We start from the raw sequence: 25,592 nt of genomic DNA on the forward strand, positions 1-25,592 counted from the left end.
GAAAGTCATCTTAGCGAGCTGCGCGCCGTTTCGCTGTAAAGAAGTGTCGCCCTACCTGGTGCGTAAGGTATCAACCATCAGGGTAAAGCAGGATTCAATGAGCGGAGGCAGCGCCTGCGGGGCACGCATCAGCGCCACCGTGCGCGCCAGGGCCGGTTGCTGAAGGTGAACCACCTTAAGCTGCGAGTCCTGCAGGTGGGTGGTGTAAAGCTGAGGCAATATCCCCACGGCAAGCTTCGAGCGCACCAGCCCGTATAATGTCTCGATATAGTCCACCTGATAACGGGTCTGCAGGGACAGACGGTGGCTTTCGGCAAGCGCATTGACCAGCCGCTGAATATTGCCTTTTGAGAAAACGGCAATATCCCGGCCCACCAGCTGTTTCCAGGGAACATGTGCCGACGCGGCGAGCGGATCGTCGCAGTGCAACACGGCCACAAACGGATCCTCCTGCAGCGGGAACACGTCCAGCTGTTCGGGTACCGAGTTGTCCAGCGCCCCGATGCCAAAATCAATCTGCCCTTTCAGCAGTTGCGCCACCAGCGCATCGTTGGTCTGGTCGTGAAACTCCACCCGCAGACGTGGAAAGGTTTGCGCCAGCGTCTGCGGCAGCAGCGGAAACAGTAGCGAACTGACTGAAGGCACCAGACCGATCCGCACCGTACCGTCGCCGCCGGCCTGCACAATCTGCTGCATATCATCAAACGCCAGCTGCGCCACGCTGAGCACCCGCTGGGCGTGTGGCAGAATGGCGTGACCCAGCTCGGTCAGCGTGACCGCCGACGCGGTACGGTTGACCAGTTTACCGCCGAGCACGGTTTCGATTTGCCGCAGGGCGCTGCTGAGTGCCGGCTGGCTGATGGCCAGTTTACTGGCGGTATCCGTAAAATGACGCAGCTGCGCCAGAGTGACAAAATACTGTAGCTGCCGAAGGGAGAGCGCAGGCAAGCGCTGCCAGGGTTCCGTCATCATTATCCATTACACGCGTCACAGAATAACCCGGGGTTATCGGGCGATAAATTTTATCAGCTGGGCAAACGTTTGCCGGGTGCATAGAGTAACGTCAATATTTCAATGCTGGAACTGTTAATTGCATGACTGCCGAAACCCGACGCCGCGCCGTGAAGGCTGCACGAGGCGAAACGCCGTTTGACCTGTTGCTTACGCATACCCGAGTTGTTGATATGGCAACCGGTGAGATCCGCGACGCGGATGTGGGCATCGTCGGCTCGCTTATCGCCAGCGTCCATCCGCGCGGCAGCCGCAACGATGCGCTTGAGACGCATGACCTGAATAACCAGTTTCTCTCTCCGGGGCTAATGGACACGCATGTTCACCTTGAAAGCTCGCACCTGCTGCCCGCCCGCTACGCAGAGATCGTACTGGCGCAGGGCACCACCGCGGTGTTCTGGGATCCGCACGAACTGGCAAACGTGCTGGGGATTGAGGGCGTCCGCTTTGCCATTGAGGCGAGCCGCAACCTGCCACTGCAGGTAATGGTCGCGGCGCCATCGAGCGTTCCTTCCACACCGGGGCTGGAGATGTCCGGCGCAGACTTTGCGGGCGAAGAGATGAATACCCTGCTTGGCTGGCCCGAAGTGCGCGGCGTGGCGGAAGTGATGGACATGCACGGGGTGCTGAATGGCAGTCAGCGTATGCTTGAGATCCTGCAGGCCGGGCTGGAAAGTGGGAAGCTGATTGAAGGTCACGCGCGTGGTCTGAGCGGCGCGGATTTACAGGCGTATCTGGCGGCGGGCGTCACCTCCGATCATGAACTCACCTCCGCCGACGATGCGCTGGAAAAATTACGCGCCGGGCTGACGCTGGAGATCCGCGGCTCGCATCCTTATCTGCTGCCTGATATCGTCAGCGCGCTGAAAACGCTGCCGCATCTGTCGTCACAAATCACGGTCTGCACTGATGATGTCCCACCGGACATCCTGATGGAAAAAGGCGGCATCATCGCCCTGCTCAACCTGCTGATTGAACATGGCCTTCCGGCGACGGACGCGCTGCGGTTTGCCACCCTGAATGCTTCCCTGCGCCTGCAGCGTAACGATCTCGGGCTGATTGCCGCGGGTCGTCGTGCGGATCTGGTGGTGTTCGATTCACTGGATAAACTGACGGCTCGCCGGGTGTACGTCGCCGGAAAATGCATTGCCCGTAACGGAGCGATGATCGAGCCGATTGTTGATACGCCCCTGACGCTGCCCCGGGATACCGTGCGCCTGTCGTCGCTGACCGCCAGAGATTTTTACATGCGCATCGACAACGCAAACCACGGTGTGGCGCGCCTGCGTCATATCAGCGGCGCACGTTTTACCCGCTGGGGAGAAACCGACGCCCGGGTACGTGACGGACGCGTTGAGATACCGGCTGGTTTTAGCCTGATTTGGGTTCAGCACCGCCACGCGCGCCATGCGGCAAAACCGCAAATCGCCCTGCTGGAAGGCTGGGGAGAGCTGCGGGGGGCCATTGCCACCAGCTACTCCCATGACTCACACAACCTGGTGGTACTGGGACGCAATCCTGATGACATGGCACTGGCCGCCAACACGCTGATCCAAAGCGGTGGCGGGATGGCGCTGGTCCAGAACGGGGACGTGATTGCCCATGTGGCGATGCCCATTGCGGGGATGTTGTCAGAACTCGCCCCTGCGGAACTGGCGCGCCAGTTTCGTGAACTGCGTGAACGCAGCAGCCAGATTGCCGACTGGGAGCCGCCATACAGAGTATTTAAAGCCATTGAAGGGACGTGCCTTGCCTGCAACACCGGGCCGCATTTAACCGATCTTGGACTGACCGATGGCAGCACGCGCCAGATTGTCGATCCGCTGATTTCTTACCGGGAAACCCCGGACACCACACAATAATACCGAAGGAGAGCCGGATAATGGCCGACAATACCGTTAATTCGCCAGCACCAGGGAACTGGCTTGAACGTCGTTTTGCACTGCATACGCGCGGCAGTACCGTGCGCACAGAGTGTCTGGCCGGTCTCACCGGTTTTCTCGCCGCCGCCTATTTGCTGGTGGTCATCCCGGGGCTGCTGGCCGTGGGCGGGATGGATAAAGGCGCGGCGACCACCGGCACCATTTTGGTGTTTGTGGCCGGTACGCTGCTGATGGCGTTTTACGCCAACCTGCCGTTTATTGTCGGGCCCGGCATTGGTGGCTCAGTGCTGGTTGGGGTAACGCTGGCGGGCAGTGAAGGCATCGGCTGGCAAATTGGTCTGGGCATTGCCTGCTGGTCGGGAATTTTGTTCTTCCTGCTCACCCGTTTTGGCCTGCGAGAGGTTGTGACCCGCTCCGTACCGCAGTCCATCAAACTGGGACTGACGGCCTCTATCGGTCTTTTTGTCGCCGTACTGGGCTTTCGCAATGCCGGGCTGGTGCTGGCTAACGCAAAAACGAACGCGCTGATGCTGGGTGATTTTCTCTCCCCAGGCGCGCTGGTGGCGCTCAGCGGTCTGTTCCTCGCCATTGCCCTGCAGGCGCGTCGCATTCCGGGCGCCATTTTGTGGGCCATTTTGTTTGCCACCCTCGTAGGCATTCCGATGGGGGTGACCCACCTTCCTGCCAGCTTTATTGACATGCCTCACTCACTGACGCCGGTGCTGGGCCATATCGACATGCTGGGCGCGCTGAATATTGCCTTCCTGCCGTTCCTGTTTGTCTTTTTCGCATCGGAGTTTTTCTCCACCATGGGCACCACGCTGGCGGTGGGAGGTGAAGCCGGGTTGCTGGATGAAGAGGGCAATATGGCAAACATCAATCGCCCGTTTATGGTGGACTCGATTGCCGCCGCGATTGGCCCGTGGGTGGGTATTCCTGCCGCCACGGCGCTGATCGAATCCTCCGCGGCCGCAGAAGCGGGGGGGAAAACCGGCATGACGGCGCTGGCCGCTGCGGTCATGTTCTTGCTGATGCTGCTGTTTACGCCCGTTGCGCTCATGATCCCAAAAGAAGCCACCGCCCCTGCCCTGATCCTGATCGGCCTGAATATGTTCAGCGGCCTGCGTAAGGTGAATCTGGCAAACTTCACCGACGGGCTGCCGGTGCTGATGATGGTAATGATTACGCTGATTGCCAACAGCTTCGGGACAGGGATTGCGGGAGGGCTGCTGTTTTACATCGTCATTAAAGCGATTGCAGGAAAATGGCGAGAAATCCCCGTTGGTCTTTGGATCCTCGCCATTCCGCTGGTGTATTACTTTGCCACGCTGGTGAAGCACTAATCCTTGCGCGGTTGCCGTGTCGGGCGTTGGCCATACTCGTAATGGCCATAGCCTGCACGGTAATACAGCGCTGCCGATTTCACCACATCATTCAGCACGGTGCCGTTGATATGCGCCCCCGTTTGCTGCAAACGCTTAATGCTGTTCTCCATCTCTTTGAGGCTGGTTTTACCATAGCGGGCCACCAGCAGCGAGGTGGCGGCCACCGGGGCAGCCACTGAGGCGTCGGTTACGGCCAGCACCGGCGGGGTATCGAGGATCACAAGATCATAATGCTCGTCTGCCCAGGTCATTAACGCCCTGAAGCGTTCGCTCATCAGCAGTTCAGAGGGGCGTAACGGAACCGGCCCGCAGGTCAGCACATCAATGTTGCCTTTCTCATAGCGCTGAATCGCCGCCTGGAAATGACATTTTCCGTCAAGCACGTCGGAAAGCCCGGTATGGTTTTTCAGATCGAAGATGTTGTGTACATAGCCTTCGCGCATATCCGCATCAATGAATAACACCCTGAGCCCGGCCTGCGCCTCAATCGCGGCCAGCGAGGTGCTGACAAGGGTTTTACCGCAGTCCTGCGTTGGGCCTGAAATCATCACGATCCGGTTAGCAGCATCCTGCAAGGTGAAATGCAGGCTGGTGCGCAGCCCCCGCACGGCCTCGACAAAAACATCCGCAGGCCGATCAACCGGCAGGAAAGGGACATCGACAATCTTGTGTCTCCAGCGTGAGCCAAATGCGCGTTTTTTACGCAGGTTGGTTTTTTTCCACAGCCACAGGGAACGGGGCAAGGTGGCCATCACCTGTACGCCAAGCCCTTCCAGTTGCTCGGAGGTGTTGATGCCGCGTCTGAGCGCCATACGGACCAGGACCAGCCCCATTGAGCATATCAGCCCCAACAGGATGCCTAAGACGATGATCACCAGCTTTCGCGGTTTGATGGGATCGGGTTGCGTCACCGCGCTGTCGATAATTCGCACGTTACCAATGGCGCTGGAGCGCGAAATGTTCAGCTCCTGCTGACGGGTGAGGAGCTGCAAATAAATGGTGCGGCCTGACTCCACATCCCGACTGAGGCGCAAAATGTCCTGCTGAGTCGATGGCATGGCGGCGACACGCTGATTAAGGCGAACCTTCTCCTGCTCAAGCGTCTGACGCTTTTCACGCAAGGCGCGGTAGTTCGGGTGCTCTTTCTTGAACAGCTGAGAAATCTCCGCCTCACGAAACGTCAGCTCGTTGAGCTGGTTTTCGATATTCACAATCTGCTCGAGAACCGATTTCGCTTCCAGGGAGAGATCCACCGAATCACGCTGTTTGCGATACTGATTCAGCCGCTCTTCAGCCAGATCCAGTTCGCTTCTGATTTTAGGCAATTGCTTCTGCAAAAATGCAAGACTGCGGGCATCCTGTGCTTCCTGGCGCGCAATGTTTTGCTGCAGATAGTTGTTGGCAATCCGGTCAAGCACATGCGCAATGCGCTCAGGATCGTTTCCGGTCAGCGTGAGCGTCAGCACCCCACTCTGCTTTGCCGATTCAACGACGCTAAATTGGGTGCTGAGCGTATTGATAGCTTCCAGACGGGTGCTGTTTTGCACCGTGAATTGCGTGCCCGTTGGCGCATTCATTTTCACCACCAACAGCGAAACGCCGGCTTTTTCCAGCGGTTTCCCTTCCCTGCCCTCGGCATAAAAGTTATCCCCCTCCAGCCGGTATGCCCCTTTTTCCAGCACAGTGAGCACAAGGGTGCGAGGTTTGCCTTCAACAGGGGGAAGTTGCAGCCAGCCAAGGGCAACCGTCGCCGGTGTACGGCCCTGCAACCGTGCCCACAGACGTCCCACTACCGGGAACGTACGCTGCATCACGTGCTGCGTTAGGCCTAATTCATCGACGGTTGCGCCCAGAATCATCCGCGATTTAAGCAGGAGAATTTCAGGTTCGACATCGGGAGACATCTCACTCCCAAACTGCCTTAAATTTTTGAGCAGGCTGTTATCCTGCTTTCCTTCTACCTGGATTAAGGCATCTGCGCGATAAACGGGCGTGGCCAGAAAGGCATACAGCCCCGCCAGCAGGGTGAACAGGAAAGTTATCGATAAAATGACTGCACGGTGATCGATCACCTCGCCGAGCAGGCTAATGAGATCGATTTCATGGTTCTCCGGTGCTGCCGCACCGTAACTGTCTGTTGTGTAAGACGACATTAACGCTTCATTCCTTGTTGACTCAAACGATGAGCCCATTCCTGACTGGCTTTGCCCAGCAGACCGAAAACATAATCGAACGCTTCACGACTTTTACAATAGGGATCGGGGATGTCCTGCGGCCCCAGCCATTGCCCAAAAAGCAGCGATTTGCCGCGAATTTCCGGGGCCATGTCAGAGATAAAGCGAAGATGGGCAGGTTCCATCACCAGAATCAGATCCGATTCCCGCATGATCTGCGGGGTCAGTTTGCGCGCGCGATGTCCCTCAAGTGAGATCCCATGCCGCCTGGCCACGTCCTGAGCGCTGACATCCGCCGGGCTGCCCTCCAGCCCATAGATACCTGCCGAGGTTATCCGTTTTCCCGGTAGCAGCTGACGCAACAGCCGCTCGCCAATCGGCGAGCGACAAATATTGCCGGTGCAGACCACTAAGATAGAATCAAACATTATTGCGGCCACGATCTGATGTAACGGACCGTTTCGGTCAGGTCATGAACGCCACTGATGGTCGGCACGAGCTGCGTAATGACGCGATTCCAGCGTGACAGCGGTGCCGTGGTGACGTAGACAATGTCGTACGGCTCAAGCTGGAATTCAGTGCCCAACACCATTGCGGAGGCATCCTGTGCGTTAAGCTGATAAATGTTGGCAATTTTTCCCGCATCGTTGCCTTTGGCAATGGATCGAATGACAAAAATGCCCGTCGCATCGGCCATATCCTGATTCAGGCCGCCCGCATTGCTCAGCGCTTCAGCAAGGGTCATTCCGCTCCTGTCCATCTTGAGCGTGCTCTGCTTGATCACCTCCCCCATCACGAAGACTTTCAGGGCGTCATTACGAGGCACAAAAAGGATATCGCCCGGATAGAGCAGTTTATTTTGCGTCAGGTCGCCGTGCTGCATCAGCGCATACAGAGAGAGGCGCGAATCTTTCCCCTCGTGAGTGAGAACCACATTGCGCCAGTCCGCATCGGCAGAAAGCCCGCCTGCCGCGTTGACGGCATCCATGACCGTCAGGGGAATATTGGTGATTGCCTGCTGACCAGATTTGACGACTTCGCCAGTGACATAGGCCTTTTGCGAGCGGAAGGCAGCCACGCTGACGTCCACCTGCGGGCTTTCGATCACGCTATCCAGCCGTTTGGCGATCTCTTCCCTGACTTCAGAGACCGTTTTTCCTGCCACCGGGAGTTTGCCGACATAGGGATAGAAGAGCGTACCGTCGGCGTTGACCCAGTTGCCGGTGTCACTGGCACTGCGATACTGTCCGGCCGGTGTTGTCAGTTCAGGGTGATCCCAGACGGTTACGGTCAAAATATCACCGGTTCCAATGCGGTACTCCCAGTTTCTGACCTGCTCATCGAGCTTAGGATTAGACTGAGATTTGGTGACGGCAGGGCGCAATTTCTCAATCAATGAAGGGGTAACAGGATAGAGATCCACGCGCTTATCTAAATTATTATTTTCATCACCCGACGTAATGACGTTTTTTCCCGCTGAGCTTAATGTTTGCCCGGGAGAAAATACGCAGCCCGTCAACTGACTTATCGCTAAGAATATTACAGATAATGTGGTTGTGTTTTTCATTAGAATTAATATTTCATTCATGAGCGCAAAAAACGCATAACAGGCCATTCCGGAAGAATCGCCTACTTTTTCAACATGCTGTTTTTCAAGCAATTACGTAAAATTACACATCACTGAATGATGTGTAGAATGAACTGAAGGACCGGAACCACGTAGAATTGAGAATTAAACCGCTCCGCTTTTAGAAGTTTAAATCGTCTTCAAATGAAATGCATGCATTTCAGGTCACAAATTTAGAGTAAACTTATATTTTCAGAATTAATTAAAAAAAACATTTCCGTTCTGAATAAGTCCTAGGAAATAATATTCATAAACAAAATAGTATTAACCGTTTGATCTACACAAAACCGTCCACTTTTGTTACATTTTTTTTCTAACAGGCTCTGCTGGGATACTTAAAATAGGCTGTCTGCCATATCGTCAACACAGCAGGCTGAGCGTATCAGTAACGGTATAACTGGAGAAAAAATGGCTAAGCGTACATGGCTGCTTCTGGGTGTAGTAATGTCTCTAGCGAGCGCGGCTTCGGCAGCCCCGCAAACGGCGTCAGCACCTGGCGGCATCAAAGCTTATGAAGAACAAGAGTTCATTGCTGATTTCACGAAGTTCAAAATTGGCGACACGGCTCCGGCGCTGTATCAAACCCCTGAATACACCATCAAACAGTATCAACTGCGTAACCTCCCGGCGCCGGATGCGGGTACGCACTGGACCTATATGGGCGAGAACTATGTCCTGATCGGCGATGCCGACGGTAAGATCTATAAAGCCTATAACGGAGATATCTTCTATCATCGCTGATACCGTCCATATTCGGCCGTGGCAGGAGAGCGATCGTCCTTTCCTGCGCACCCTTTACCTGCATGCCCGCCGCGAGGCGTGGCCGTGGCTGAACGGTGCAGAATGGCAACTCGAAGATTTTGACGAGGCAACCCGAGACGAAGTGATTTGGGTTGCTGTACAGAACGGCCATCGTGTGGGCTTTGCGTCAGTCTGGACGAATGATAACTTTCTGCACAATCTGTTCGTTGATCCGCAGTATCAGAGCCTGGGTGTTGGCCGTTTGCTGCTGGAACAGGTACAAAAAACGTTTACCAGTACGGGGGCGTTAAAGTGTCTGGTGAGAAACGAACGGGCTATCGCGTTTTATCAGCGTCATGGCTGGCACATCGAGGCAACGGGGGATTCTCCGGAGGGAGAGTACTATCTGATGCATTACCGATTGCGTTAATGTCGGGTGGCGGCTTCGCCTTACCCGACCTACATGATGGTGCCATTTGTAGGCCGGGTAAGCGAAGCGCCACCCGGCACTCAAGCGCAGAAGAATTACACCGCGCGGAAGGCGATTTCGCCAGGAATGACTTCACCCTGCCAGTAAAGCTGCGCCGCAACGCGCCCCGCCAGCTGACGGTACAACTCCGCAAACTCACTGTCCGGGCGGTTGATGACCGTCGGTTTCCCGCTATCCAGATCTTCACGCAGCGTGATGTGCAGCGGCATCTGTCCCAGCAGCTGGGTGTGATACTGCGCCGCCAGTTTTTCTGCACCGCCGGTGCCGAAGATAGGCTCGTGATGACCACAGTTGCTGCAGATGTGCATGCTCATGTTCTCGACGATACCGAGCACAGGCACCTCGACTTTCTCAAACATCACGATGCCTTTTTTGGCGTCGATCAGCGCGATATCCTGCGGCGTAGTGACGACAACTGCCCCGGTGACGGGGATGTTCTGCGCCAGCGTCAGCTGGATATCACCGGTACCCGGCGGCATATCCAGCACCAGATAATCCAGATCCGGCCACAGGGTCTCTTGCAGCATCTGCATCAGCGCTTTGCTGGCCATTGGACCACGCCAGACCATCGCATTGTCATCAGTCACCAGATAACCGATGGAATTCGTTGCCAGACCGTGCGCCATGATTGGCGCCATGTGGGTTCCATCCGGCGAGGTTGGACGCTGGTTTTCTGCGCCCAGCATGTTGGGAATTGACGGCCCGTAGATATCCGCATCCAGAATACCGACCTTCGCCCCTTCGGCCGCCAGCGCGAGCGCCAGGTTGACGGCGGTAGACGATTTCCCCACCCCGCCCTTGCCGGAGCTGACGGCGATGATGTTTTTCACACCGTTAACGCCGGGCTGGTTTTTCACCCGCTTGAGGGTGGCGATACTGTGGCTCAGCTTCCAGTCAATCGCTTTTGCACCGGTAATGCGCAGCAGCTCCGAGCTGGTTTGCTCTTTCAGCGCGTCGAAGGCGCTGGTCCAGACGAACGGCATCTGCAGCTCAATGTGCAGCGTATCGTCCAGCCATGCGACATGGTGCAACGCTTTCAGCGTAGTGAGATTGTGCTTCAGGGTTGGATGCTGAAAGTTAGCCAGCGTCCCGGCGACCATTGCTCGTAAGGCTTCCGGTGATTTGGCCTGGGATTGCGAACTCATCCCGACTCCTTTGTTCTTGTGAATAAGACCTTAGATGAACAAGTTTACCTGAAAGGCCGTGGTTTGTGCTTACTTAATAATGCCCCTTTTGGTAATATCAAAAACCCTTTTCACAGTTAAAAGAAGTAATGCCTACTATGACTCAAGTCGCGAAAAAAATTCTGGTAACGTGCGCACTGCCGTACGCCAACGGCTCAATCCACCTCGGCCACATGCTGGAGCATATCCAGGCTGATGTCTGGGTCCGTTACCAGCGAATGCGCGGCCACGAGGTTAACTTCATCTGCGCGGACGATGCCCACGGCACGCCGATCATGCTGAAAGCCCAGCAACTGGGTGTTTCCCCGGAGCAGATGATTGCCGAAATGAGTCAGGAGCATCAGACCGATTTTGCTGGCTTTGACATCAGCTATGACAACTACCACTCCACGCACAGCGAGGAGAACCGCGAGCTGTCAACGCTTATCTACACCCGTCTGAAAGAGAACGGTTTTATTAAAAACCGCACTATTTCCCAGCTGTACGATCCGGAAAAAGGTATGTTCCTGCCGGACCGTTTCGTCAAAGGCACCTGCCCGAAATGTAAATCACCGGATCAGTACGGCGATAACTGCGAAGTGTGCGGCGCTACCTACAGCCCGACAGAGCTGATCGACCCGAAATCGGTGGTCTCCGGCGCCACGCCTGTGATGCGTGACTCCGAGCACTTCTTCTTCGACCTGCCATCCTTTAGCGAAATGCTGCAGGCGTGGACCCGCAGCGGCGCGCTGCAGGAGCAGGTAGCGAACAAAATGCAGGAGTGGTTCGAATCCGGCCTGCAGCAGTGGGATATCTCCCGCGATGCGCCCTACTTTGGTTTCGAAATTCCAAATGCACCGGGCAAATATTTCTACGTCTGGCTGGACGCGCCAATCGGCTACATGGGCTCCTTCAAGAACCTGTGCGACAAGCGTGGCGACACCGTCAGCTTCGAGGAATACTGGAAGAAAGATTCCACCGCCGAGCTGTATCACTTCATCGGCAAAGACATCGTTTACTTCCACAGCCTGTTCTGGCCGGCAATGCTGGAAGGCAGCAACTTCCGCAAGCCAACCAACCTGTTTGTTCACGGCTACGTGACGGTGAACGGCGCGAAGATGTCCAAATCGCGTGGGACGTTCATCAAAGCCAGCACCTGGCTGAACCACTTTGATGCGGACAGCCTGCGTTATTATTACGCGGCGAAGCTCTCTTCCCGCATCGACGATATCGACCTGAACCTGGAAGATTTCGTGCAGCGCGTGAACGCGGACATCGTGAACAAGGTGGTGAACCTGGCGTCCCGAAACGCGGGCTTTATCGCCAAGCGTTTTGACGGCGTGCTTTCTGCCGAACTGGCCGATCCTGAGCTGTATAAAACCTTCACCGATGCCGCCGCTGCGGTTGGCGAAGCCTGGGAAAGCCGTGAATTCGGTAAAGCAATTCGTGAAATCATGGCGCTGGCCGATGTTGCCAACCGCTATGTGGACGAGCAGGCCCCATGGGTTGTCGCGAAACAGGAAGGCCGCGACGCTGACCTGCAGGCGATCTGCACCATGGGTCTGAACATGTTCCGCGTGCTGATGACCTGGCTGAAGCCTGTACTGCCGCAGCTGGCAGCGCGTGCAGAAGCGTTCCTGAACACCGAACTGAGCTGGGATGCAATCCAGCAACCGCTGCTTGGCCACAAGGTGAATACCTTCAAGGCGCTCTACAATCGCATCGAAATGAAACAGGTTGAAGCCCTGGTGGAAGCCTCGAAAGAAGAGGTGAAAGCAGCTGCCGCACCGGTGACCGGCCCGCTGGCTGACGATCCGATTCAGGAGACCATCACCTTTGACGATTTCGCTAAAGTTGACCTGCGCGTGGCGCTGATTGAAAACGCGGAATTCGTGGAAGGCTCTGACAAGCTGCTGCGCCTGACGCTGGATCTGGGTGGTGAGAAGCGTAACGTCTTCTCCGGCATCCGTTCTGCCTATCCTGATCCGCAGGTACTTATTGGCCGTCAGACCGTCATGGTCGCGAACCTGGCACCGCGTAAAATGCGCTTCGGCATCTCTGAGGGGATGGTGATGGCCGCAGGCCCTGGCGGGAAAGATATCTTCCTGTTAAGCCCTGACGAAGGCGCGAAGCCGGGTCAGCAGGTGAAATAACAAAAAAAGCCGGAGATTATCTCCGGCTTTTTTTGTTCTCCCTCTCGCACAGGGAGAGGGCCGGGATGAGGGCATCAGGCCGCACCCATTCCGCAATCACGCCTTCGTATTATGCACCCGGTGGGTCAGCCCGCGCAGGAAATTACGCAGAAACTGGTCGCCGCACTCGCGGTAATTTTTGTGGCCCGGCGCACGCATCATGGCGGTCACTTCCGGCACGGATACGCGGTATTTTTGCTCCGTCATGATCGCCACAATATCATCCGTTTTCAGCGAGAACGCGATACGCAGCTTTTTCAGCACCGTGTTGTTGTCCACCCGACGCTCCAGCGCCAGTTCAGGTGCAGAATCATCTTTGCCACGCTTATCGTAGATCAGGCCGTTCAGGAAGCCTGACAGAATAATGTCAGGGCAGCGAACAAACCCCTCTTCGTCCTCTTTGGTCATCCAGATGTCAAAACCAGCAGAGGTGGATTCCATGGCAGACAGCGCAAGAATGCGCACCATATCGTTGTTGTTTGCTTTCAGGGTGTAGCGCAGGCTACGAAGAATATCATTACTAAGCATGAGTGCCTTTAACTGTCGATGATGCAATGGCGCGCAGTGTACCAGTTTTACAGCCCAATCGCCTCTTTCAAACTTTTCAGGTAGCGACGACTGACGGGTACCGTTTGACCGGCCCGCAGTACCAGCTCTGCCTGACCGTTATCTTCCAGACGGATCTCTTTCAGGTGCGCCATGTTAACCAGATACTGCCGATGGCAGCGGACAAGCGGCGTGCGGCTCTCCAGCGTGCGCAGCGTCAGCTCGGTGAAGCCTTCATTGCCCTCGGCGCTGGTGACAAACACCCCGCTCAGGCGACTGCTGACAAATGCCACATCATCCATTTGCAGCAGGTAAATCCGGCTATGCCCGGTACACGGGATAAACTTCAGCGGCTGCTGGTTTTCCGGCAGCAGCGTGACGTCCTGTACCGTGCGTTCCTGGCGTAAACGCGTCAGGGTCTTTTCGAGCCGCTTCTCTTCAATCGGCTTCAGCAGGTAATCGAACGCGTGTTCTTCAAAGGCCTTCACGGCATATTCGTCAAACGCCGTCAGAAACACGATATACGGGCGATGCTCCGGGTCAAGCATGCCGACCATCTCCAGCCCACTGATACGGGGCATCTGGATGTCGAGGAACAGCACATCCGGACGCAGTTTATGTACAGCACCAATGGCTTCAATGGCATTGGCGCACTCTCCCACAATCTCAATGTCACTCTGCTCCTGCAACAGCACGCGCAGGTTTTCCCGTGCCAACGGTTCATCATCGACTATCAGCACTCTTAACATGCGGTCTCCTCCAGCGGCAATCGTAACGTAATACGGGTAAATCGGTCCGGCTCACAGGCCACGGTGATGCCACATCCATCCCCAAAGTGAGCGCGCAGGCGTTTATCCACCAGGCTCATCCCCAGCCCGCCGGAAGCGGACGGGACGTAAAGCCCGGCATTGTCTTCAATATTCAGCACCAGATGATGATTAAAACGGCTGGCAGAAATAGTGATCTCCCCAGTGCCCAGAAGCTGCGATGTCCCGTGTTTAATGGCATTTTCCACAATAGGCTGCAGCGTAAAGGCCGGGAGATGCTGATACGCCAGCTCATCCGGCACGGATAACGACACCTGCAGACGAGACTGGAAGCGCGCCTGCTCAATCTGCAGATAGGCGTTAACATGTTCAATCTCATCGGCCAGGGTCACAATCTCAGACGGCCGTTTCAGGTTCTTGCGGAAAAACGTCGACAGAAATTGCACCAGTTGCGCGGCCTGATCGCTGTCGCGGCGGATCACCGCTTTCAGGGTGTTGAGGGCATTAAACAGGAAATGCGGGTTCACCTGAGCGTGCAGGAGCTTAATCTCCGACTGCGTTAACAGGGCTTTTTGCCGCTCATATTGCCCCGCCAGGATCTGCGCGGAAAGCAGCTGCGCAATCCCCTCCCCCAACGTCCGGTTGATCGAGCTGAACAAGCGGTTCTTCGCTTCGTAGAGCTTAATGGTTCCCATCACCCGCTGGTTTTCCCCCCGCAGCGGAATGACCAGCGTAGAGCCGAGCTTACACTGCGGATGCAGCGAACAGCGGTAAGGCACTTCGTTACCGTCGGCATAGACTACCTCACCGGTCTCTATCGCACGAAGCGTATACGCGGACGAAATCGGTCTGCCGGGAAGGTGGTGATCGTCGCCGGTACCGGTAAAGGCCAGCAGCTTTTCACGATCGGTAATCGCAACGGCACCGATATCCAGCTCCTGATAGAGTACCTGCGCCACCTTCATGCTGTTTTCTTCGTTAAAGCCCTGACGCAGGATCCCCTCGGTTGAAGCGGCGACTTTAAGTGCCGTGGCAGAGAACGCCGAGGTGTATTTCTCAAACATGGCGCGCTTGTCGAGCAGAATGCGCATAAACAGCGCCGCGCCCACGGTGTTGGTGACCATCATCGGGGCGGCAATACTGTTCACCAGATGCAGTGCGTCCTCAAAAGGTCGGGCGATAAGCAGAATGATCGCCATTTGCGCCATTTCGGCCACAAAGGTGATCGCGCCAGCGGTAAGCGGGCTGAAGACTTTATCCGGGCGGCCTCGTTTGATCATGTAGCTGTGCACCAGGCCACCAAGCAGCCCTTCCACGATGGTCGAGATCATGCAGCTCAGCGCCGTCATCCCGCCCATGGAATAGCGGTGCAGCCCACCGGTTAAACCGACAAGGCCACCCACAACCGGGCCGCCCAGCAGCCCGCCCATCACCGCGCCGATGGCGCGCGTATTGGCAATGGAGTCTTCGATATGAAGGCCAAAATAGGTCCCCATGATGCAGAAAATGGAGAAAGTCACATAACAGAGGAGCTTGTGCGGCAGGCGGACGGTGACTTGCATCAGCGGGATAAACAGACGCGTCTTACTCATCAACCAGGCGATGACAAGAAACACGCACATCTGCTGAAGCAACAGCAGCACCAGATTAAACTCGTACATACTCAGGAACCGCACCTTCTGAAAACGCGTAACATACACTGAAGGCGCCGAAGTTTCTTTGAAGCAGTCCAAAAAAGCGGTAAATCGTGTCCGTCATCACATCTTTTGCCGAACATAACGGCTGCTTCGCATTATTTGTACAAAAAAAAGGCAATTCTTCCTGGTTCGACAAACTGGGTCTACAGTTAAGCTGGGGACGCGTTAGCCAGGGGGCGAATATGGCGCTTTACACGATCGGTGAAGTGGCACTCCTTTGTGATATCAATCCCGTCACGCTACGGGCTTGGCAGCGACGGTATGGTTTACTCAAACCGCAGCGCACGGACGGTGGTCACCGCCTTTTCAATGATGCCGACATCGATCGGATCCGCGAGATCAAAAGCTGGATAGATAACGGTGTGCAGGTGAGCAAGGTAAAGTCGCTGCTCTGCCATGACGATCCCGATACCCAACACCGCTGGCGCGAACAGCAGGAAACCCTGCTCCGGCTTCTGCAGGCGGGCAACGTTCAACGTCTGCGCGCGTGGATCAAAGAGCAAGGCCGCGATTATCCGGCGCAAACCTTAATCAACCATCTTTTCATCCCGCTTCGTCGACGGCTGCAATGCCAGCACTCTACCCTGCAGGCGCTGCTGAGTATGCTCGACGGGGTGCTGATCAATTATATCGCCGTCTGTCTGGCCTCGGCGCGAAACAAGGGCGGAAAAGACGCGCTGGTTGTTGGCTGGAACGTGCACGATACCACGCGGCTGTGGCTCGAAGCCTGGATCGCCACCCAGCAGGGCTGGCGCGTGGAGGTGCTGGCGCATTCGCTGGCTCAGCTACGGCCCGAATTCTTCGACGGCCAGACTCTGCTGGTCTGGTGCGGGGAAGTGCCCACCGCCTCGCAGCAACAGCGGCTGACGGAATGGCGGGAGCACGGTTATCCGGTTTACGCCCTGGGCCCCGACGAAACGTAACGGCATTTAATGGTTCATTAACAGCTGCGCTTCACCGTATAATTGTTCCGTTAACAACAGGAGCAGATGATGAAGGCAACCAAACTGGCCGTAATTACCCTTTTTGTACTGATGGCCGTAAGCGGCATCGGCGGCGTGATGCTGGCCGGGTACTCATTTATTGTTCGTGGCGGTGTCGGCTGAGAAGCCGGGCCAGTCGTTCAAACAGGCGATCGATAACGATGGCCGCCAGCGCCACCAGTACCGCACCCTGAACGATATAGGCCGTATTGAACCCGCTTAAGCCAATGATGATCGGCGTTCCCAGCGTATTGGCCCCCACCGTAGACGCGATGGTCGCCGTGCCGATGTTAATAATCACCGATGTACGGATCCCCGCGATAATCACCGGTGCCGCAAGCGGCAGCTCAACCTTGCACAGCCGCTGACCGCTGCTCATGCCCATCCCTTCGGCCACGCTCAGTACCGATGCCGGTACCGACGCAATGCCCGCCAGCGTCCCCTGAAGAACAGGCAACACGCCGTAAAGGATCAGCGCAATGATAGCCGGTTGCTGACCAAACCCGATCACCGGCACCGCAATCGCCAGTACCGCCACCGGCGGAAATGTCTGTCCGATAGCCGCAATCGTCTCTACCAGCGGGCGAAACTCTCTCCCCCAGGGCCGGGTGACCACAATCCCCGCCCCCACGCCCAGCACCACGGCAATCGCGCTGGAGAGCGCCACCAGCCACAGGTGCGCCAGGGCGAGATTGATAAAGCTTTCCTGCTGATAGACGGGGCGCGGCAGGCCGGGAAAAAGCGAGCTGAACAGCGCCGCACTGTGCGGCATTAGAAACAGCAAGGCAACAAAAAGCCCCGTCAGCCAGAGGAGCGGATCACGCATGACCTTCACGCGTCACCTCCCCGGCCAGCAGATCGCGAAAATGCAGGGTGCCGCACGGTGCCCCAGCGGCATCCGTAACCGGCAGTACCTCGCACTGGCGCGCCACAAACGCAGAGAGTGCGTCCCGCAGGCTCATCTGTTCTTGTAATGCTTCACCGCCCATCGCCACATCCTGTCGACGCATATAATCGCTGACGGTTCGCAGGGAGAGCAGTCTGACGCCCAGTTCGCTGCGTCCAAAAAACTCGCGCACAAAATCGTTCTGCGGATGGGTCAGCAGTTCAAGCGGCGTACCCTGCTGGATCACTTCCCCGTGGTCCATCAACACCAGATGATCGGCCAGCCGCAGCGCCTCATCAATATCGTGGGTCACGAGGACGATCGTCCGGCCAAGGATGCGGTGAATGCGGGTCATCTCGGTCTGCAGTGCCCCGCGCGTAACGGGATCGAGCGCGCCAAAAGGCTCATCCATCAGCAATACCTGCGGGTTCGCCGCCAGCGCGCGCGCCACTCCCACACGCTGCTGTTGTCCACCTGAAAGCTGATGCGGATAGCGGCCACGCAGCCCAGGCTCTAACCCCAGCAGCGACATAAGCTCGTCCACCCTCTCGTCACTCTTTGCACGCGACCATTTTTCCAGCTGCAGCACGGTGGCAATGTTCTGCGCGACCGTCCAGTGGGGAAACAGGCCGATGGACTGGATGGCGTAGCCCATGCGACGACGCAGCTCCAGCACCGGCAGACTGCGGATCTCTTCCCCGGCAAAACGTATTACACCGCTGTCGTGCTCCACCAGGCGGTTGATCATCTTCAGCGTGGTGGACTTCCCCGACCCCGAGGTGCCAATCAGTACCGAAAACGCCCCCTCGGCAAAATTCAGGTTCAGGTGACTTGCTGCCGGACGACCGGCAAATGTTTTACTGACATCGTGAAATTCAATCATTGGCTCTTCTCCCGAGCAACGCGAGCCATAAGGCAAACAGCGCATCGATGACGACCGCCAGTGCAATCGTGGGCACCACGCCCAGTAACACCAGATCCAGCGCGCTGCTCAGCAGCCCCTGGAACACCAGCGCGCCAAAACCGCCTGCGCCAATCAGCGCGGCGATAACCGCCATCCCGACGGTCTGGACCGCCACCACCCGCAGGCTGCGCAGCAGCAGGGGCAAGGCGAGCGGCAGCTGGATCTGCCAGAAGCACTGTCGCCGGCTCATCCCCATCGCGTGGGCGCTCTCCAGTACATCCGGCGCGACCTGGCTTAAGCCCGCCACCACGCCGCGGACCAGCGGCAGCAGCGCGTACAGCACCAGGGCAATAAGCGCGGGGGTTAATCCGGTTCCGGCGATACCGACCGAGGCTAACGCCGGAAATGACTTCACCAGCCCCGCCAGCGGCGCAATCAGCAGGCCAAACAGGGCCACGGAAGGGATGGTCTGGATCACGTTGAGCACGGCAAAAACCCCGCCCTGGCGGGAGGGATGACGATAACACCACATGCCAAGCGGTACCCCCAGCAGTAACGCCGGGAACAGCGTGCCGAAGAGGATCGTCAGGTGTTGCGCCAGCGCATCATCAAACACCTCCTGACGGTTGGCGTACTCTTTTAACAGCGAGAGATTATTCAGCTCACCGCTGAACAGCAGCAGCAATGGAATACACCAGATCTGGGCATTGAGCACCCAGCGCCAGGCAGATGACGGGATCAGGCGGCGGATCGCATCGCTGCAGGCCAGCAGACACAGCGCCAGCCACAGCCACAGCCCACTGCCCACGGTGGTTCGCGCCAGTGGACTTTCCGCCGAAGTCATGTGCGTGGCGGCAAGCCCGGCACTCCAGAACAAGGTGATGAAGAGGCCTTCACTGAGGAGTAGCGTCAGCCACTGTGCAACCCGCCCACGGCTGAGCGAGAGCACAACCAGTGCACCCAGCGCCACAACCAGCAGCAGCGGCGTAAACGGCCAGACCTGCCAGAGCGCGCGCCCTTCCCCCGACATCAGGCGGTTTGGCGCCACATTGACAAACGGTAGCGCGACCGCCGCAATGGCCACACAGGCCAACAGCAGCAGTACGCGGTTATGACATTTTATTGGCACATCCCTGTCCTGTTACTTCACAAGCCCTTGTTGTTTCAGGAAATCGGCGGCCACTTTTTTGGCATCCAGTCCCTCTACGGCAATGCTCGCATTGAGCTGTTGCAGCGTTTTTGCATCCAGTTTTTCAAAGACCGGTTTGAGCCAGTCGGCGATATCCGGGTAGGCTTTCAGCACCGCCTCACGCACCACCGGCGTGGGGGCATAAATAGGCTGAACGCCTTTTGGATCGGTTAAGGTTTGCAGACCAAGCGCCGCGACCGGGCCGTCCGTACCGTAGGCCATCGCCGCATTGACGCCAGAGGTCTGCTGCGCCGCCGCCTTGATGGTCACCGCGGTGTCACCGCCCGCGAGCGAGAGCAGCTGTGCCTGGTCAAGCTTGAAGTCGTAGGCTTTTTCGAAAGCAGGCAGCGCGTCCGGACGCTCGATAAACTCCGCCGAGGCCGCAAGCTTGAAGTCGCCCTTCTCTTTCAGATAGCGGCTGAGATCCGCAAGTGACGTCAGTTTGCCTTTCTCCGCCACGTCTTTACGCACCGCGATGGTCCAGGTGTTGTTGGCCGGAGCCGGGGTCAGCCAGACCAGCTTGTTCTGTTCTGCATCGAGTTTTTTGACTTTTTCATACCCGGCTTTGGCGTTTTTCCATGCCGGATCGTTTTCATCTTTGAAGAAAAATGCCCCGTTGCCGGTGTATTCCGGATAAATATCCAGCTCGCCGGAGGTGATGGCCCCGCGTACCACGGGCGTGGTACCCAGCTGAACTTTATTCACGGTTTTCACGCCGTGGCTTTCCAGCACCTGCAAAATAATATTCCCGAGCAGCGCGCCTTCAGTGTCGATCTTTGAGCCCACTTTTACCGGTTCTGCCGCCTGTAGCGGCAGGCTTAGCGCCGCGAATAACGCCGCAGAAACTACCATCCCCGTTTTAATCGTCATTCCACTATCCTCATTTTTTTGCTGCCTTTTTCAGAGGCTTGAGAGAAAAGCGTAGCTTAAAACGGCGGATTTACCCGGCAAAATGCCTTTTTAGCATAAGGTAAGACGCATCCCCCGGTGAACGGGGGATGCAAAGGAGGGAAAGGTTACAGCAGCTCGAACTCGCCTTTATTCACGCGGGCGGAATCCACCCCAATGTAGACATTGAACTTGCCCGGTTCCGCATCGTATTTCATCTGCTGGTTCCAGAACTTCAGGGCATCCACGTCAATCGGGAAGCTGATGGTTTTGGTTTCACCAGGTTTCAGGTCGACCTTCTCAAAGCCGCGCAGCTGTTTCACCGGACGGCTCATGGAGGCGGTCACATCCTGAACATACATCTGGATCACCGTCGCACCTTCACGTTTACCGGTGTTCGTCACATCAACGCTGGCAGTCACCTTACCGTCACGCTTCAGGCTCGGGGCCGACATTTTCACGTCAGAGACCTTAAAGGTGGTGTAGCTCAAACCGTAACCAAACGGATACAGCGGGCCGTTCGCTTCATCGAAGTAACGGGAGGTGTACTTGTTTGGCTTATCGGCGTTATACGGACGGCCGGTATTCAGGTGGCTGTAGTACACCGGGATCTGCCCGACAGAGCGCGGGAAGGACATCGGCAGTTTGCCCGACGGGTTGTAATCACCAAACAGCACGTCAGCGATGGCGTTACCCCCTTCCGTACCGGCGAACCAGGTTTCCAGAATAGCATCAGCCTGCTGATCTTCTTTCACCAGCGCCAGTGGACGACCGTTCATCAACACCAGCACCAGCGGCTTGCCGGTGGCTTTCAGGGCGGCGATCAGATCGCGCTGGCTTTGCGGGATCGTGATGTCCGTTCGGCTGGAGGCTTCGTGTGCCATCCCCTGTGCTTCACCCACCACGGCAACCACCACGTCAGACTGTTTCGCGGCGTTTACCGCTTCGTCAATCATCTCTTTCGGCGAGCGCGGATCCACCTTCACCGCCTCTTCATACTGATTGAGGAAGGTCACGATATCTTTATCATCAGTGACGTTCGCCCCTTTGGCGTACACCACCTTAGCGTTTTCACCGACCGCATTTTTAATACCGGTGAGCACGGTCACGGACTGATCGGCCACGCCCGCAGCAGACCAGCTCCCCATCACGTCGCGCTTGCTGTCGGCCAGCGGGCCGACCACCGCAATGGTGCCGGATTTTTTCAGCGGCAGCGTGTCGAGGCGGTTTTTCAGCAGCACCAGGCTTTCACGGGCCACTTCTCGGGCCTCTTTACGATGCAGACGGCTTTCGGCATTGGTGTCCGCCGGGTCTGACTCTTTCGGACCCAGGTGGCTGTATGGATCGTTAAACAGCCCCATGTCATATTTCACGTTCAGCACGTGACGCGTGGCATCGTCCAGCTCCGCCATCGTCACCTTACCGCTCTTCACCAGCCCCGGCAGGTATTTGCTGTAATATTCGTCGCTCATGCTCATGTTGATGCCGGATTTGAGCGCCACGCGCACCGCATCTTCCGGGTCGGAGGCCGTACCGTGTTTGATGAGCTCTTTAATGGCGCCATGGTCAGAGACGGTGATGCCCTTGAAGCCCCACTGGTCGCGCAGCACGTCTTTCAGCAGCCAGGAGTCAGAGGTGGCAGGCGTGCCGTTGAGCGAGTTCAGGGCGACCATCACCGCGCCGCTACCGGCATCCAGGCCTGCTTTGTACGGCGGCATGTAATCGTTAAACAGGCGCTGCGGGCTCATGTCGACGGTGTTGTACTCTTTACCGCCTTCCACGGCACCATAGGCGGCGAAGTGCTTGACGCTGGTCATGACCGAATAACGATCCGCCGGGCTTTTACCCTGCATCGCTTCCACCATGGTTTTCCCCATCGTGGCGGTCAAATAAGTATCTTCACCAAAGCCCTCTGACGCGCGGCCCCAGCGCGGATCGCGGGAGACGTCAACCATCGGGGCCCAGGTCATGTTCAGGCCGTCGTCTGCGGCTTCATATGCCGAGACGCGCCCGACGGTTTTCACCGCGTCGAGGTTAAAGGAGGAGGCCAGACCGAGGCTGATAGGGAAAACGGTACGCTGTCCGTGTACCACGTCATAGGCGAAGAACAGCGGAATTTTCAGGCGGCTAAGTTCCATCACCTGATCCTGCATTTTGCGGATATCCTGACGGGTCACGGTGTTAAAAATCGCCCCTACCTGGCTCTCTTTAATCATTTCGCGGATCGCCTCTTTCGGGTTATCCGGGCCGACGCTGATAAGACGCAGCTGGCCGATCTTCTCATCGACCGTCATTTTCTTGAGCAATTCCGTGACAAACGCGTCCCGTGCTTCAGGCGTAAGCGGGTGATTGCCAAACAGTTCATCTGCCAGCGCAGGTTGCAGTGCCAGGCTGACGGCGACACCTACAGAACATAGCCATTTCATGTCGTTTTACTCTCTCATCAATTTCCGCCGGAAGATCTCGGCCAGGGCGTGCGAAAAGCGCAGTGTGCCACAAACCCTCAGAACGTTGCAGGGTTATTCTCTGATTTTTCTCGCAAATACGCGCCCTCTAAACAGCTAATCGCGCTATGCTTTACAGCGAGAAATTTGCCCCACCACAAGGAGTGGAAGATGTCTTCTGTTCGAACTGCCGATAACACGACTTTTATTAACGAACTGTCGCGCCTGGTTGGTCACTCTCACCTGCTCACCGACCCGGCTAAAACCGCCCGCTACCGTAAGGGCTTTCGTTCCGGACAGGGCGATGCGCTGGCGGTGGTTTTTCCCGGCACGCTGCTGGAGCTGTGGCGCGTCCTGAGCGCCTGCGTCGCCGCGGACAAGATCATTTTAATGCAGGCGGCTAACACCGGCCTGACCGAAGGCTCGACGCCGAACGGCAACGATTACGATCGCGACATCGTGATTATCAGCACCCTGCGCCTCGACAAACTTCACCTGCTCGATAAAGGCGAGCAGGTACTGGCCTTCCCCGGTACCACCCTCTACTCGCTGGAAAAAGCGCTTAAGCCGCTTGGGCGCGAACCGCATTCGCTGATTGGTTCATCCTGCATCGGCGCCTCCGTCATTGGTGGGATTTGTAATAATTCTGGCGGTTCGCTGGTGCAGCGCGGCCCGGCTTATACCGAAATGTCGCTCTATGCCCGTATTGATGAAAACGGCAAGCTGACGCTGGTGAACCATCTGGGAATCGATCTGGGCGTCACGCCGGAGCAGATCCTGAGTAAGCTCGACGACGATCGCGTGAAAGATGAAGACGTACAGCACGATGGGCGTCATGCCCACGATCACGATTACATCACCCGCGTACGTGATATCAACGCGGATACACCAGCGCGTTACAACGCCGACCCGGATCGCCTGTTCGAATCCTCCGGCTGCGCGGGCAAACTGGCCGTTTTCGCGGTCCGGCTCGACACCTTCCCGGCCGAGAAAAAACAGCAGGTGTTTTACATCGGCACCAATCAGCCTGACGTGCTGACCGAAATCCGTCGTCATATTCTGGGCGAATTCACGCATCTGCCGGTGGCGGGCGAGTATATGCATCGGGATATTTACGACATCGCCGAACGCTACGGCAAAGATACGTTCCTGATGATCGACAAGCTCGGCACCGACAAAATGCCGTTCTTCTTCACCATGAAGGGCCGCACTGATGCAATGCTGGAGAAAGTGCCGCTGTTTAAACCCCACTTCACCGACCGCTTTATGCAGAAGCTGGGTAACGTTTTCCCGGCCCACCTGCCGGAGCGAATGAAAACCTGGCGCGACAAGTATGAACATCACCTGCTGCTGAAAATGGCCGGGGACGGGATCGCCGAAGCACAAAACTGGCTGAGCGAATTCTTCAAAACCGCCGAGGGAGATTTCTTCGCCTGTACACCTGAAGAGGGGAGCAAAGCGTTCCTGCACCGTTTTGCCGCTGCGGGGGCCGCCATCCGTTATCAGGCCGTACACTCAGAAGAAGTAGAGGATATTCTGGCGCTGGATATTGCCCTGCGACGCAACGATACCGAGTGGTTTGAACACCTGCCGCCGGAAATCGACAGCAAGCTGGTGCATAAGCTCTACTACGGCCACTTTATGTGCTACGTCTTCCACCAGGATTACATCGTTAAAAAAGGGGTCGACGCGCACGCATTGAAAGAGGAGATGCTCGCGCTTCTGCGCGAACGTGGCGCACAATATCCTGCGGAACACAACGTTGGGCATCTTTACAAAGCCCCTGAGACACTTAAGCAGTTTTATCGCGAGAATGACCCTACAAACAGTATGAATCCCGGCATTGGTAAAACAACGCGGAATAAATACTGGAAAGAGAGCGGTAACGCAGAGCAGGCCATTACGCAAGCATCTGATTAATTCATACAGCCATATTTAAGAGATTGTTAAGCACAGCTCAATCGTACTAGAGTACCTGCACTCGCCGGAGAAACGTTTCTCCGGCATTCTTTGACGAGGAGCAGGCACATCATGTCGGCTGTTGATATTTTATCCGTAACCGAAGTGGAAGTGCGCGATGCCCTTCCCGACGATGTGCATGCCATTTCGGCTATTTATGCATGGCATGTACTTCACGGACGTGCGTCGTTTGAGGAAATCCCCCCCACCGTTGATGAAATGCGTAAGCGGTTGAAAAACGTGACCGATAACGGTTTGCCCTGGCTGGTGGCGCTGTATCGCGGCATTGTGGTGGGCTATTGCTACGCCACGCCATACCGTCCACGACACGCGTATCGCTTCACGCTGGAAGAGTCAATCTACGTGGATGCCAGCACCACCGGACGCGGTTTTGGCAGTGCACTAATGGACGCGCTGATTGAACGCTGCGAACAAGGTCCCTGGCGTCAAATGATTGCGGTTGTGGGGGATGGCCATAATAACGCCGGATCATTGCGGCTGCATAAAAAGCACGGTTTTGAAGTGGTCGGTCAGCTGCGCAGCGTGGGCTACAAAAAAGGCGACTGGCGGGATACGGTGATTATGCAGCGCCCGCTTAACGACGGAGACTGGACCCTGCCGGAATAGGACCAGTGCGGTCTGGTGCCCTCACCCCCGCCCTCT

The 25,592-nt window shown here is 56.7% G+C and carries 22 protein-coding genes; 9 read left to right on the forward strand and 13 right to left on the reverse strand.

The window, feature by feature from the left end:
* Positions 1-51: 51 nt before the first annotated feature.
* On the reverse strand, positions 52-972 hold the full coding sequence (locus tag ACMWKA_RS03250) for a LysR family transcriptional regulator (protein ID WP_414759986.1): 921 nt from the start codon (positions 970-972) through the stop codon (positions 52-54).
* Between the two features lie 122 nt (positions 973-1,094).
* Here ACMWKA_RS03250 and ACMWKA_RS03255 point away from each other — a divergent pair, with 122 nt between their 5' ends.
* Together ACMWKA_RS03255 and ACMWKA_RS03260 are read left to right on the forward strand one after the other, a co-directional pair.
* Positions 1,095-2,873 (forward strand): adenine deaminase, encoded by a 1,779-nt coding sequence (locus ACMWKA_RS03255; RefSeq protein WP_038979511.1) that lies wholly within the window; start codon positions 1,095-1,097, stop codon positions 2,871-2,873.
* Positions 2,874-2,893: 20 nt separating this feature from the next.
* Entirely contained in the window at positions 2,894-4,237 is a 1,344-nt protein-coding gene (locus ACMWKA_RS03260; RefSeq protein ID WP_038979509.1) for an NCS2 family permease, read from the forward strand.
* On the opposite strand, the gene etk is transcribed toward ACMWKA_RS03260, so the two are convergent.
* From etk to ACMWKA_RS03275, 3 genes are read right to left on the reverse strand one after another with little or no spacing between them, the layout of a single operon-like run.
* Positions 4,234-6,432 carry a tyrosine-protein kinase gene (gene etk / locus ACMWKA_RS03265; protein WP_414759987.1) on the reverse strand — a complete coding sequence of 733 codons (2,199 nt, stop codon included), beginning with the start codon at positions 6,430-6,432 and terminating at the stop codon, positions 4,234-4,236. The two genes, ACMWKA_RS03260 and etk, sit on opposite strands and share 4 nt — an antisense overlap.
* Positions 6,432-6,881, reverse strand: a complete 450-nt coding sequence (locus ACMWKA_RS03270; RefSeq protein WP_013097923.1) for a protein-tyrosine-phosphatase — start codon at positions 6,879-6,881, stop codon at positions 6,432-6,434. Before ACMWKA_RS03270 ends, etk begins: the two co-directional genes overlap by 1 nt.
* Positions 6,881-8,020 (reverse strand): polysaccharide export protein, encoded by a 1,140-nt coding sequence (locus ACMWKA_RS03275; RefSeq protein WP_023622076.1) that lies wholly within the window; start codon positions 8,018-8,020, stop codon positions 6,881-6,883. The genes ACMWKA_RS03270 and ACMWKA_RS03275 overlap by 1 nt, the downstream gene beginning before the upstream one ends.
* Before the next feature lie 468 nt (positions 8,021-8,488).
* Here ACMWKA_RS03275 and ACMWKA_RS03280 point away from each other — a divergent pair, with 468 nt between their 5' ends.
* A complete protein-coding gene (locus tag ACMWKA_RS03280) occupies positions 8,489-8,821 on the forward strand; it encodes an RcnB family protein (protein WP_020690151.1) in 333 nt (110 codons plus the stop codon).
* A complete protein-coding gene (locus ACMWKA_RS03285; RefSeq protein ID WP_028028119.1) occupies positions 8,766-9,251 on the forward strand; it encodes a GNAT family N-acetyltransferase in 486 nt (161 codons plus the stop codon). Before ACMWKA_RS03280 ends, ACMWKA_RS03285 begins: the two co-directional genes overlap by 56 nt.
* 95 nt (positions 9,252-9,346) lie before the next feature.
* Here the strand turns inward: ACMWKA_RS03285 and apbC are convergent, their stop codons facing one another.
* Positions 9,347-10,456 carry an iron-sulfur cluster carrier protein ApbC gene (apbC, locus tag ACMWKA_RS03290; RefSeq protein ID WP_013097927.1) on the reverse strand — a complete coding sequence of 370 codons (1,110 nt, stop codon included), beginning with the start codon at positions 10,454-10,456 and terminating at the stop codon, positions 9,347-9,349.
* A gap of 137 nt (positions 10,457-10,593) precedes the next feature.
* Here apbC and metG point away from each other — a divergent pair, with 137 nt between their 5' ends.
* Positions 10,594-12,627: a methionine--tRNA ligase gene (gene metG, locus ACMWKA_RS03295; protein WP_038420180.1), complete on the forward strand. Its 2,034-nt coding sequence runs from the start codon at positions 10,594-10,596 to the stop codon at positions 12,625-12,627.
* A gap of 96 nt (positions 12,628-12,723) precedes the next feature.
* Here metG and ACMWKA_RS03300 read toward each other — a convergent pair whose 3' ends face one another.
* Genes ACMWKA_RS03300 through ACMWKA_RS03310 form a run of 3 tightly spaced genes read right to left on the reverse strand, consistent with a single transcriptional unit; the run spans position 12,724 to position 15,640 of the window.
* On the reverse strand, positions 12,724-13,194 hold the full coding sequence (locus tag ACMWKA_RS03300; RefSeq protein WP_057071272.1) for a DUF1456 family protein: 471 nt from the start codon (positions 13,192-13,194) through the stop codon (positions 12,724-12,726).
* A 47-nt stretch (positions 13,195-13,241) separates the two neighbouring features.
* Positions 13,242-13,961: a two-component system response regulator BtsR gene (btsR, locus tag ACMWKA_RS03305; RefSeq protein WP_014832665.1), complete on the reverse strand. Its 720-nt coding sequence runs from the start codon at positions 13,959-13,961 to the stop codon at positions 13,242-13,244.
* Positions 13,955-15,640 carry a sensor histidine kinase gene (locus ACMWKA_RS03310; protein WP_013097931.1) on the reverse strand — a complete coding sequence of 562 codons (1,686 nt, stop codon included), beginning with the start codon at positions 15,638-15,640 and terminating at the stop codon, positions 13,955-13,957. The genes btsR and ACMWKA_RS03310 overlap by 7 nt, the downstream gene beginning before the upstream one ends.
* Before the next feature lie 218 nt (positions 15,641-15,858).
* On the opposite strand from ACMWKA_RS03310, the gene mlrA reads away from it, so the two are divergent.
* On the forward strand, positions 15,859-16,599 hold the full coding sequence (gene mlrA, locus ACMWKA_RS03315) for an HTH-type transcriptional regulator MlrA (RefSeq protein ID WP_029881769.1): 741 nt from the start codon (positions 15,859-15,861) through the stop codon (positions 16,597-16,599).
* Between the two features lie 69 nt (positions 16,600-16,668).
* The gene (locus ACMWKA_RS03320; protein ID WP_010433613.1) at positions 16,669-16,782 is read left to right on the forward strand and encodes a protein YohO; all 114 of its coding nucleotides are present in this window, start codon (positions 16,669-16,671) and stop codon (positions 16,780-16,782) included.
* On the opposite strand, the gene ACMWKA_RS03325 is transcribed toward ACMWKA_RS03320, so the two are convergent.
* The 5 genes from ACMWKA_RS03325 to bglX all read right to left on the reverse strand — a co-directional run bounded on the left by ACMWKA_RS03325 (position 16,757) and on the right by bglX (position 22,952).
* Positions 16,757-17,494, reverse strand: a complete 738-nt coding sequence (locus ACMWKA_RS03325; protein ID WP_029881768.1) for an ABC transporter permease — start codon at positions 17,492-17,494, stop codon at positions 16,757-16,759. The genes ACMWKA_RS03320 and ACMWKA_RS03325 overlap by 26 nt on opposite strands.
* Entirely contained in the window at positions 17,478-18,428 is a 951-nt protein-coding gene (locus tag ACMWKA_RS03330; RefSeq protein WP_058651738.1) for an ABC transporter ATP-binding protein, read from the reverse strand. The genes ACMWKA_RS03325 and ACMWKA_RS03330 overlap by 17 nt, the downstream gene beginning before the upstream one ends.
* A complete protein-coding gene (locus ACMWKA_RS03335; RefSeq protein ID WP_020690143.1) occupies positions 18,421-19,578 on the reverse strand; it encodes an ABC transporter permease in 1,158 nt (385 codons plus the stop codon). The genes ACMWKA_RS03330 and ACMWKA_RS03335 overlap by 8 nt, the downstream gene beginning before the upstream one ends.
* 12 nt (positions 19,579-19,590) lie before the next feature.
* Complete coding sequence (locus tag ACMWKA_RS03340) at positions 19,591-20,508, reverse strand: ABC transporter substrate-binding protein (RefSeq protein WP_013097936.1); 918 nt, start codon at positions 20,506-20,508, stop codon at positions 19,591-19,593.
* 146 nt (positions 20,509-20,654) lie between these two features.
* On the reverse strand, positions 20,655-22,952 hold the full coding sequence (bglX, locus tag ACMWKA_RS03345; RefSeq protein WP_178327518.1) for a beta-glucosidase BglX: 2,298 nt from the start codon (positions 22,950-22,952) through the stop codon (positions 20,655-20,657).
* Positions 22,953-23,141: 189 nt separating this feature from the next.
* Between bglX and dld the strand changes: the two genes are divergently transcribed.
* Positions 23,142-24,890 (forward strand): D-lactate dehydrogenase, encoded by a 1,749-nt coding sequence (gene dld / locus ACMWKA_RS03350; RefSeq protein WP_414759988.1) that lies wholly within the window; start codon positions 23,142-23,144, stop codon positions 24,888-24,890.
* Between the two features lie 111 nt (positions 24,891-25,001).
* Positions 25,002-25,556, forward strand: coding sequence for a GNAT family N-acetyltransferase (locus ACMWKA_RS03355; RefSeq protein ID WP_020690140.1), 555 nt, complete (start codon positions 25,002-25,004; stop codon positions 25,554-25,556).
* Positions 25,557-25,592: the final 36 nt, after the last annotated feature.

This window comes from Enterobacter sp. 03-F-07-AD-ECC, assembly GCF_047530935.1.
GTDB classification, from domain to species: Bacteria; Pseudomonadota; Gammaproteobacteria; order Enterobacterales; family Enterobacteriaceae; genus Enterobacter; species Enterobacter cloacae.

What these genes read in the sequence shown, in the direction of transcription:
- ACMWKA_RS03270 (WP_013097923.1), bottom strand. Translation starts at nt 6,881, where the DNA reads ATGTTTGATTCTATCTTAGTGGTCTGCACCGGCAATATTTGTCGCTCG.
- ACMWKA_RS03340 (WP_013097936.1), bottom strand. Translation starts at nt 20,508, where the DNA reads ATGACGATTAAAACGGGGATGGTAGTTTCTGCGGCGTTATTCGCGGCG.
- ACMWKA_RS03320 (WP_010433613.1), top strand. Translation starts at nt 16,669, where the DNA reads ATGAAGGCAACCAAACTGGCCGTAATTACCCTTTTTGTACTGATGGCC.
- ACMWKA_RS03275 (WP_023622076.1), bottom strand. Translation starts at nt 8,020, where the DNA reads ATGAAAAACACAACCACATTATCTGTAATATTCTTAGCGATAAGTCAG.
- ACMWKA_RS03250 (WP_414759986.1), bottom strand. Translation starts at nt 972, where the DNA reads ATGATGACGGAACCCTGGCAGCGCTTGCCTGCGCTCTCCCTTCGGCAG.
- bglX (WP_178327518.1), bottom strand. Translation starts at nt 22,952, where the DNA reads ATGAAATGGCTATGTTCTGTAGGTGTCGCCGTCAGCCTGGCACTGCAA.
- dld (WP_414759988.1), top strand. Translation starts at nt 23,142, where the DNA reads ATGTCTTCTGTTCGAACTGCCGATAACACGACTTTTATTAACGAACTG.
- apbC (WP_013097927.1), bottom strand. Translation starts at nt 10,456, where the DNA reads ATGAGTTCGCAATCCCAGGCCAAATCACCGGAAGCCTTACGAGCAATG.
- ACMWKA_RS03255 (WP_038979511.1), top strand. Translation starts at nt 1,095, where the DNA reads ATGACTGCCGAAACCCGACGCCGCGCCGTGAAGGCTGCACGAGGCGAA.
- mlrA (WP_029881769.1), top strand. Translation starts at nt 15,859, where the DNA reads ATGGCGCTTTACACGATCGGTGAAGTGGCACTCCTTTGTGATATCAAT.
- metG (WP_038420180.1), top strand. Translation starts at nt 10,594, where the DNA reads ATGACTCAAGTCGCGAAAAAAATTCTGGTAACGTGCGCACTGCCGTAC.
- ACMWKA_RS03310 (WP_013097931.1), bottom strand. Translation starts at nt 15,640, where the DNA reads ATGTACGAGTTTAATCTGGTGCTGCTGTTGCTTCAGCAGATGTGCGTG.
- btsR (WP_014832665.1), bottom strand. Translation starts at nt 13,961, where the DNA reads ATGTTAAGAGTGCTGATAGTCGATGATGAACCGTTGGCACGGGAAAAC.
- ACMWKA_RS03300 (WP_057071272.1), bottom strand. Translation starts at nt 13,194, where the DNA reads ATGCTTAGTAATGATATTCTTCGTAGCCTGCGCTACACCCTGAAAGCA.
- ACMWKA_RS03330 (WP_058651738.1), bottom strand. Translation starts at nt 18,428, where the DNA reads ATGATTGAATTTCACGATGTCAGTAAAACATTTGCCGGTCGTCCGGCA.
- ACMWKA_RS03280 (WP_020690151.1), top strand. Translation starts at nt 8,489, where the DNA reads ATGGCTAAGCGTACATGGCTGCTTCTGGGTGTAGTAATGTCTCTAGCG.
- ACMWKA_RS03285 (WP_028028119.1), top strand. Translation starts at nt 8,766, where the DNA reads ATGCCGACGGTAAGATCTATAAAGCCTATAACGGAGATATCTTCTATC.
- ACMWKA_RS03260 (WP_038979509.1), top strand. Translation starts at nt 2,894, where the DNA reads ATGGCCGACAATACCGTTAATTCGCCAGCACCAGGGAACTGGCTTGAA.
- ACMWKA_RS03355 (WP_020690140.1), top strand. Translation starts at nt 25,002, where the DNA reads ATGTCGGCTGTTGATATTTTATCCGTAACCGAAGTGGAAGTGCGCGAT.
- etk (WP_414759987.1), bottom strand. Translation starts at nt 6,432, where the DNA reads ATGTCGTCTTACACAACAGACAGTTACGGTGCGGCAGCACCGGAGAAC.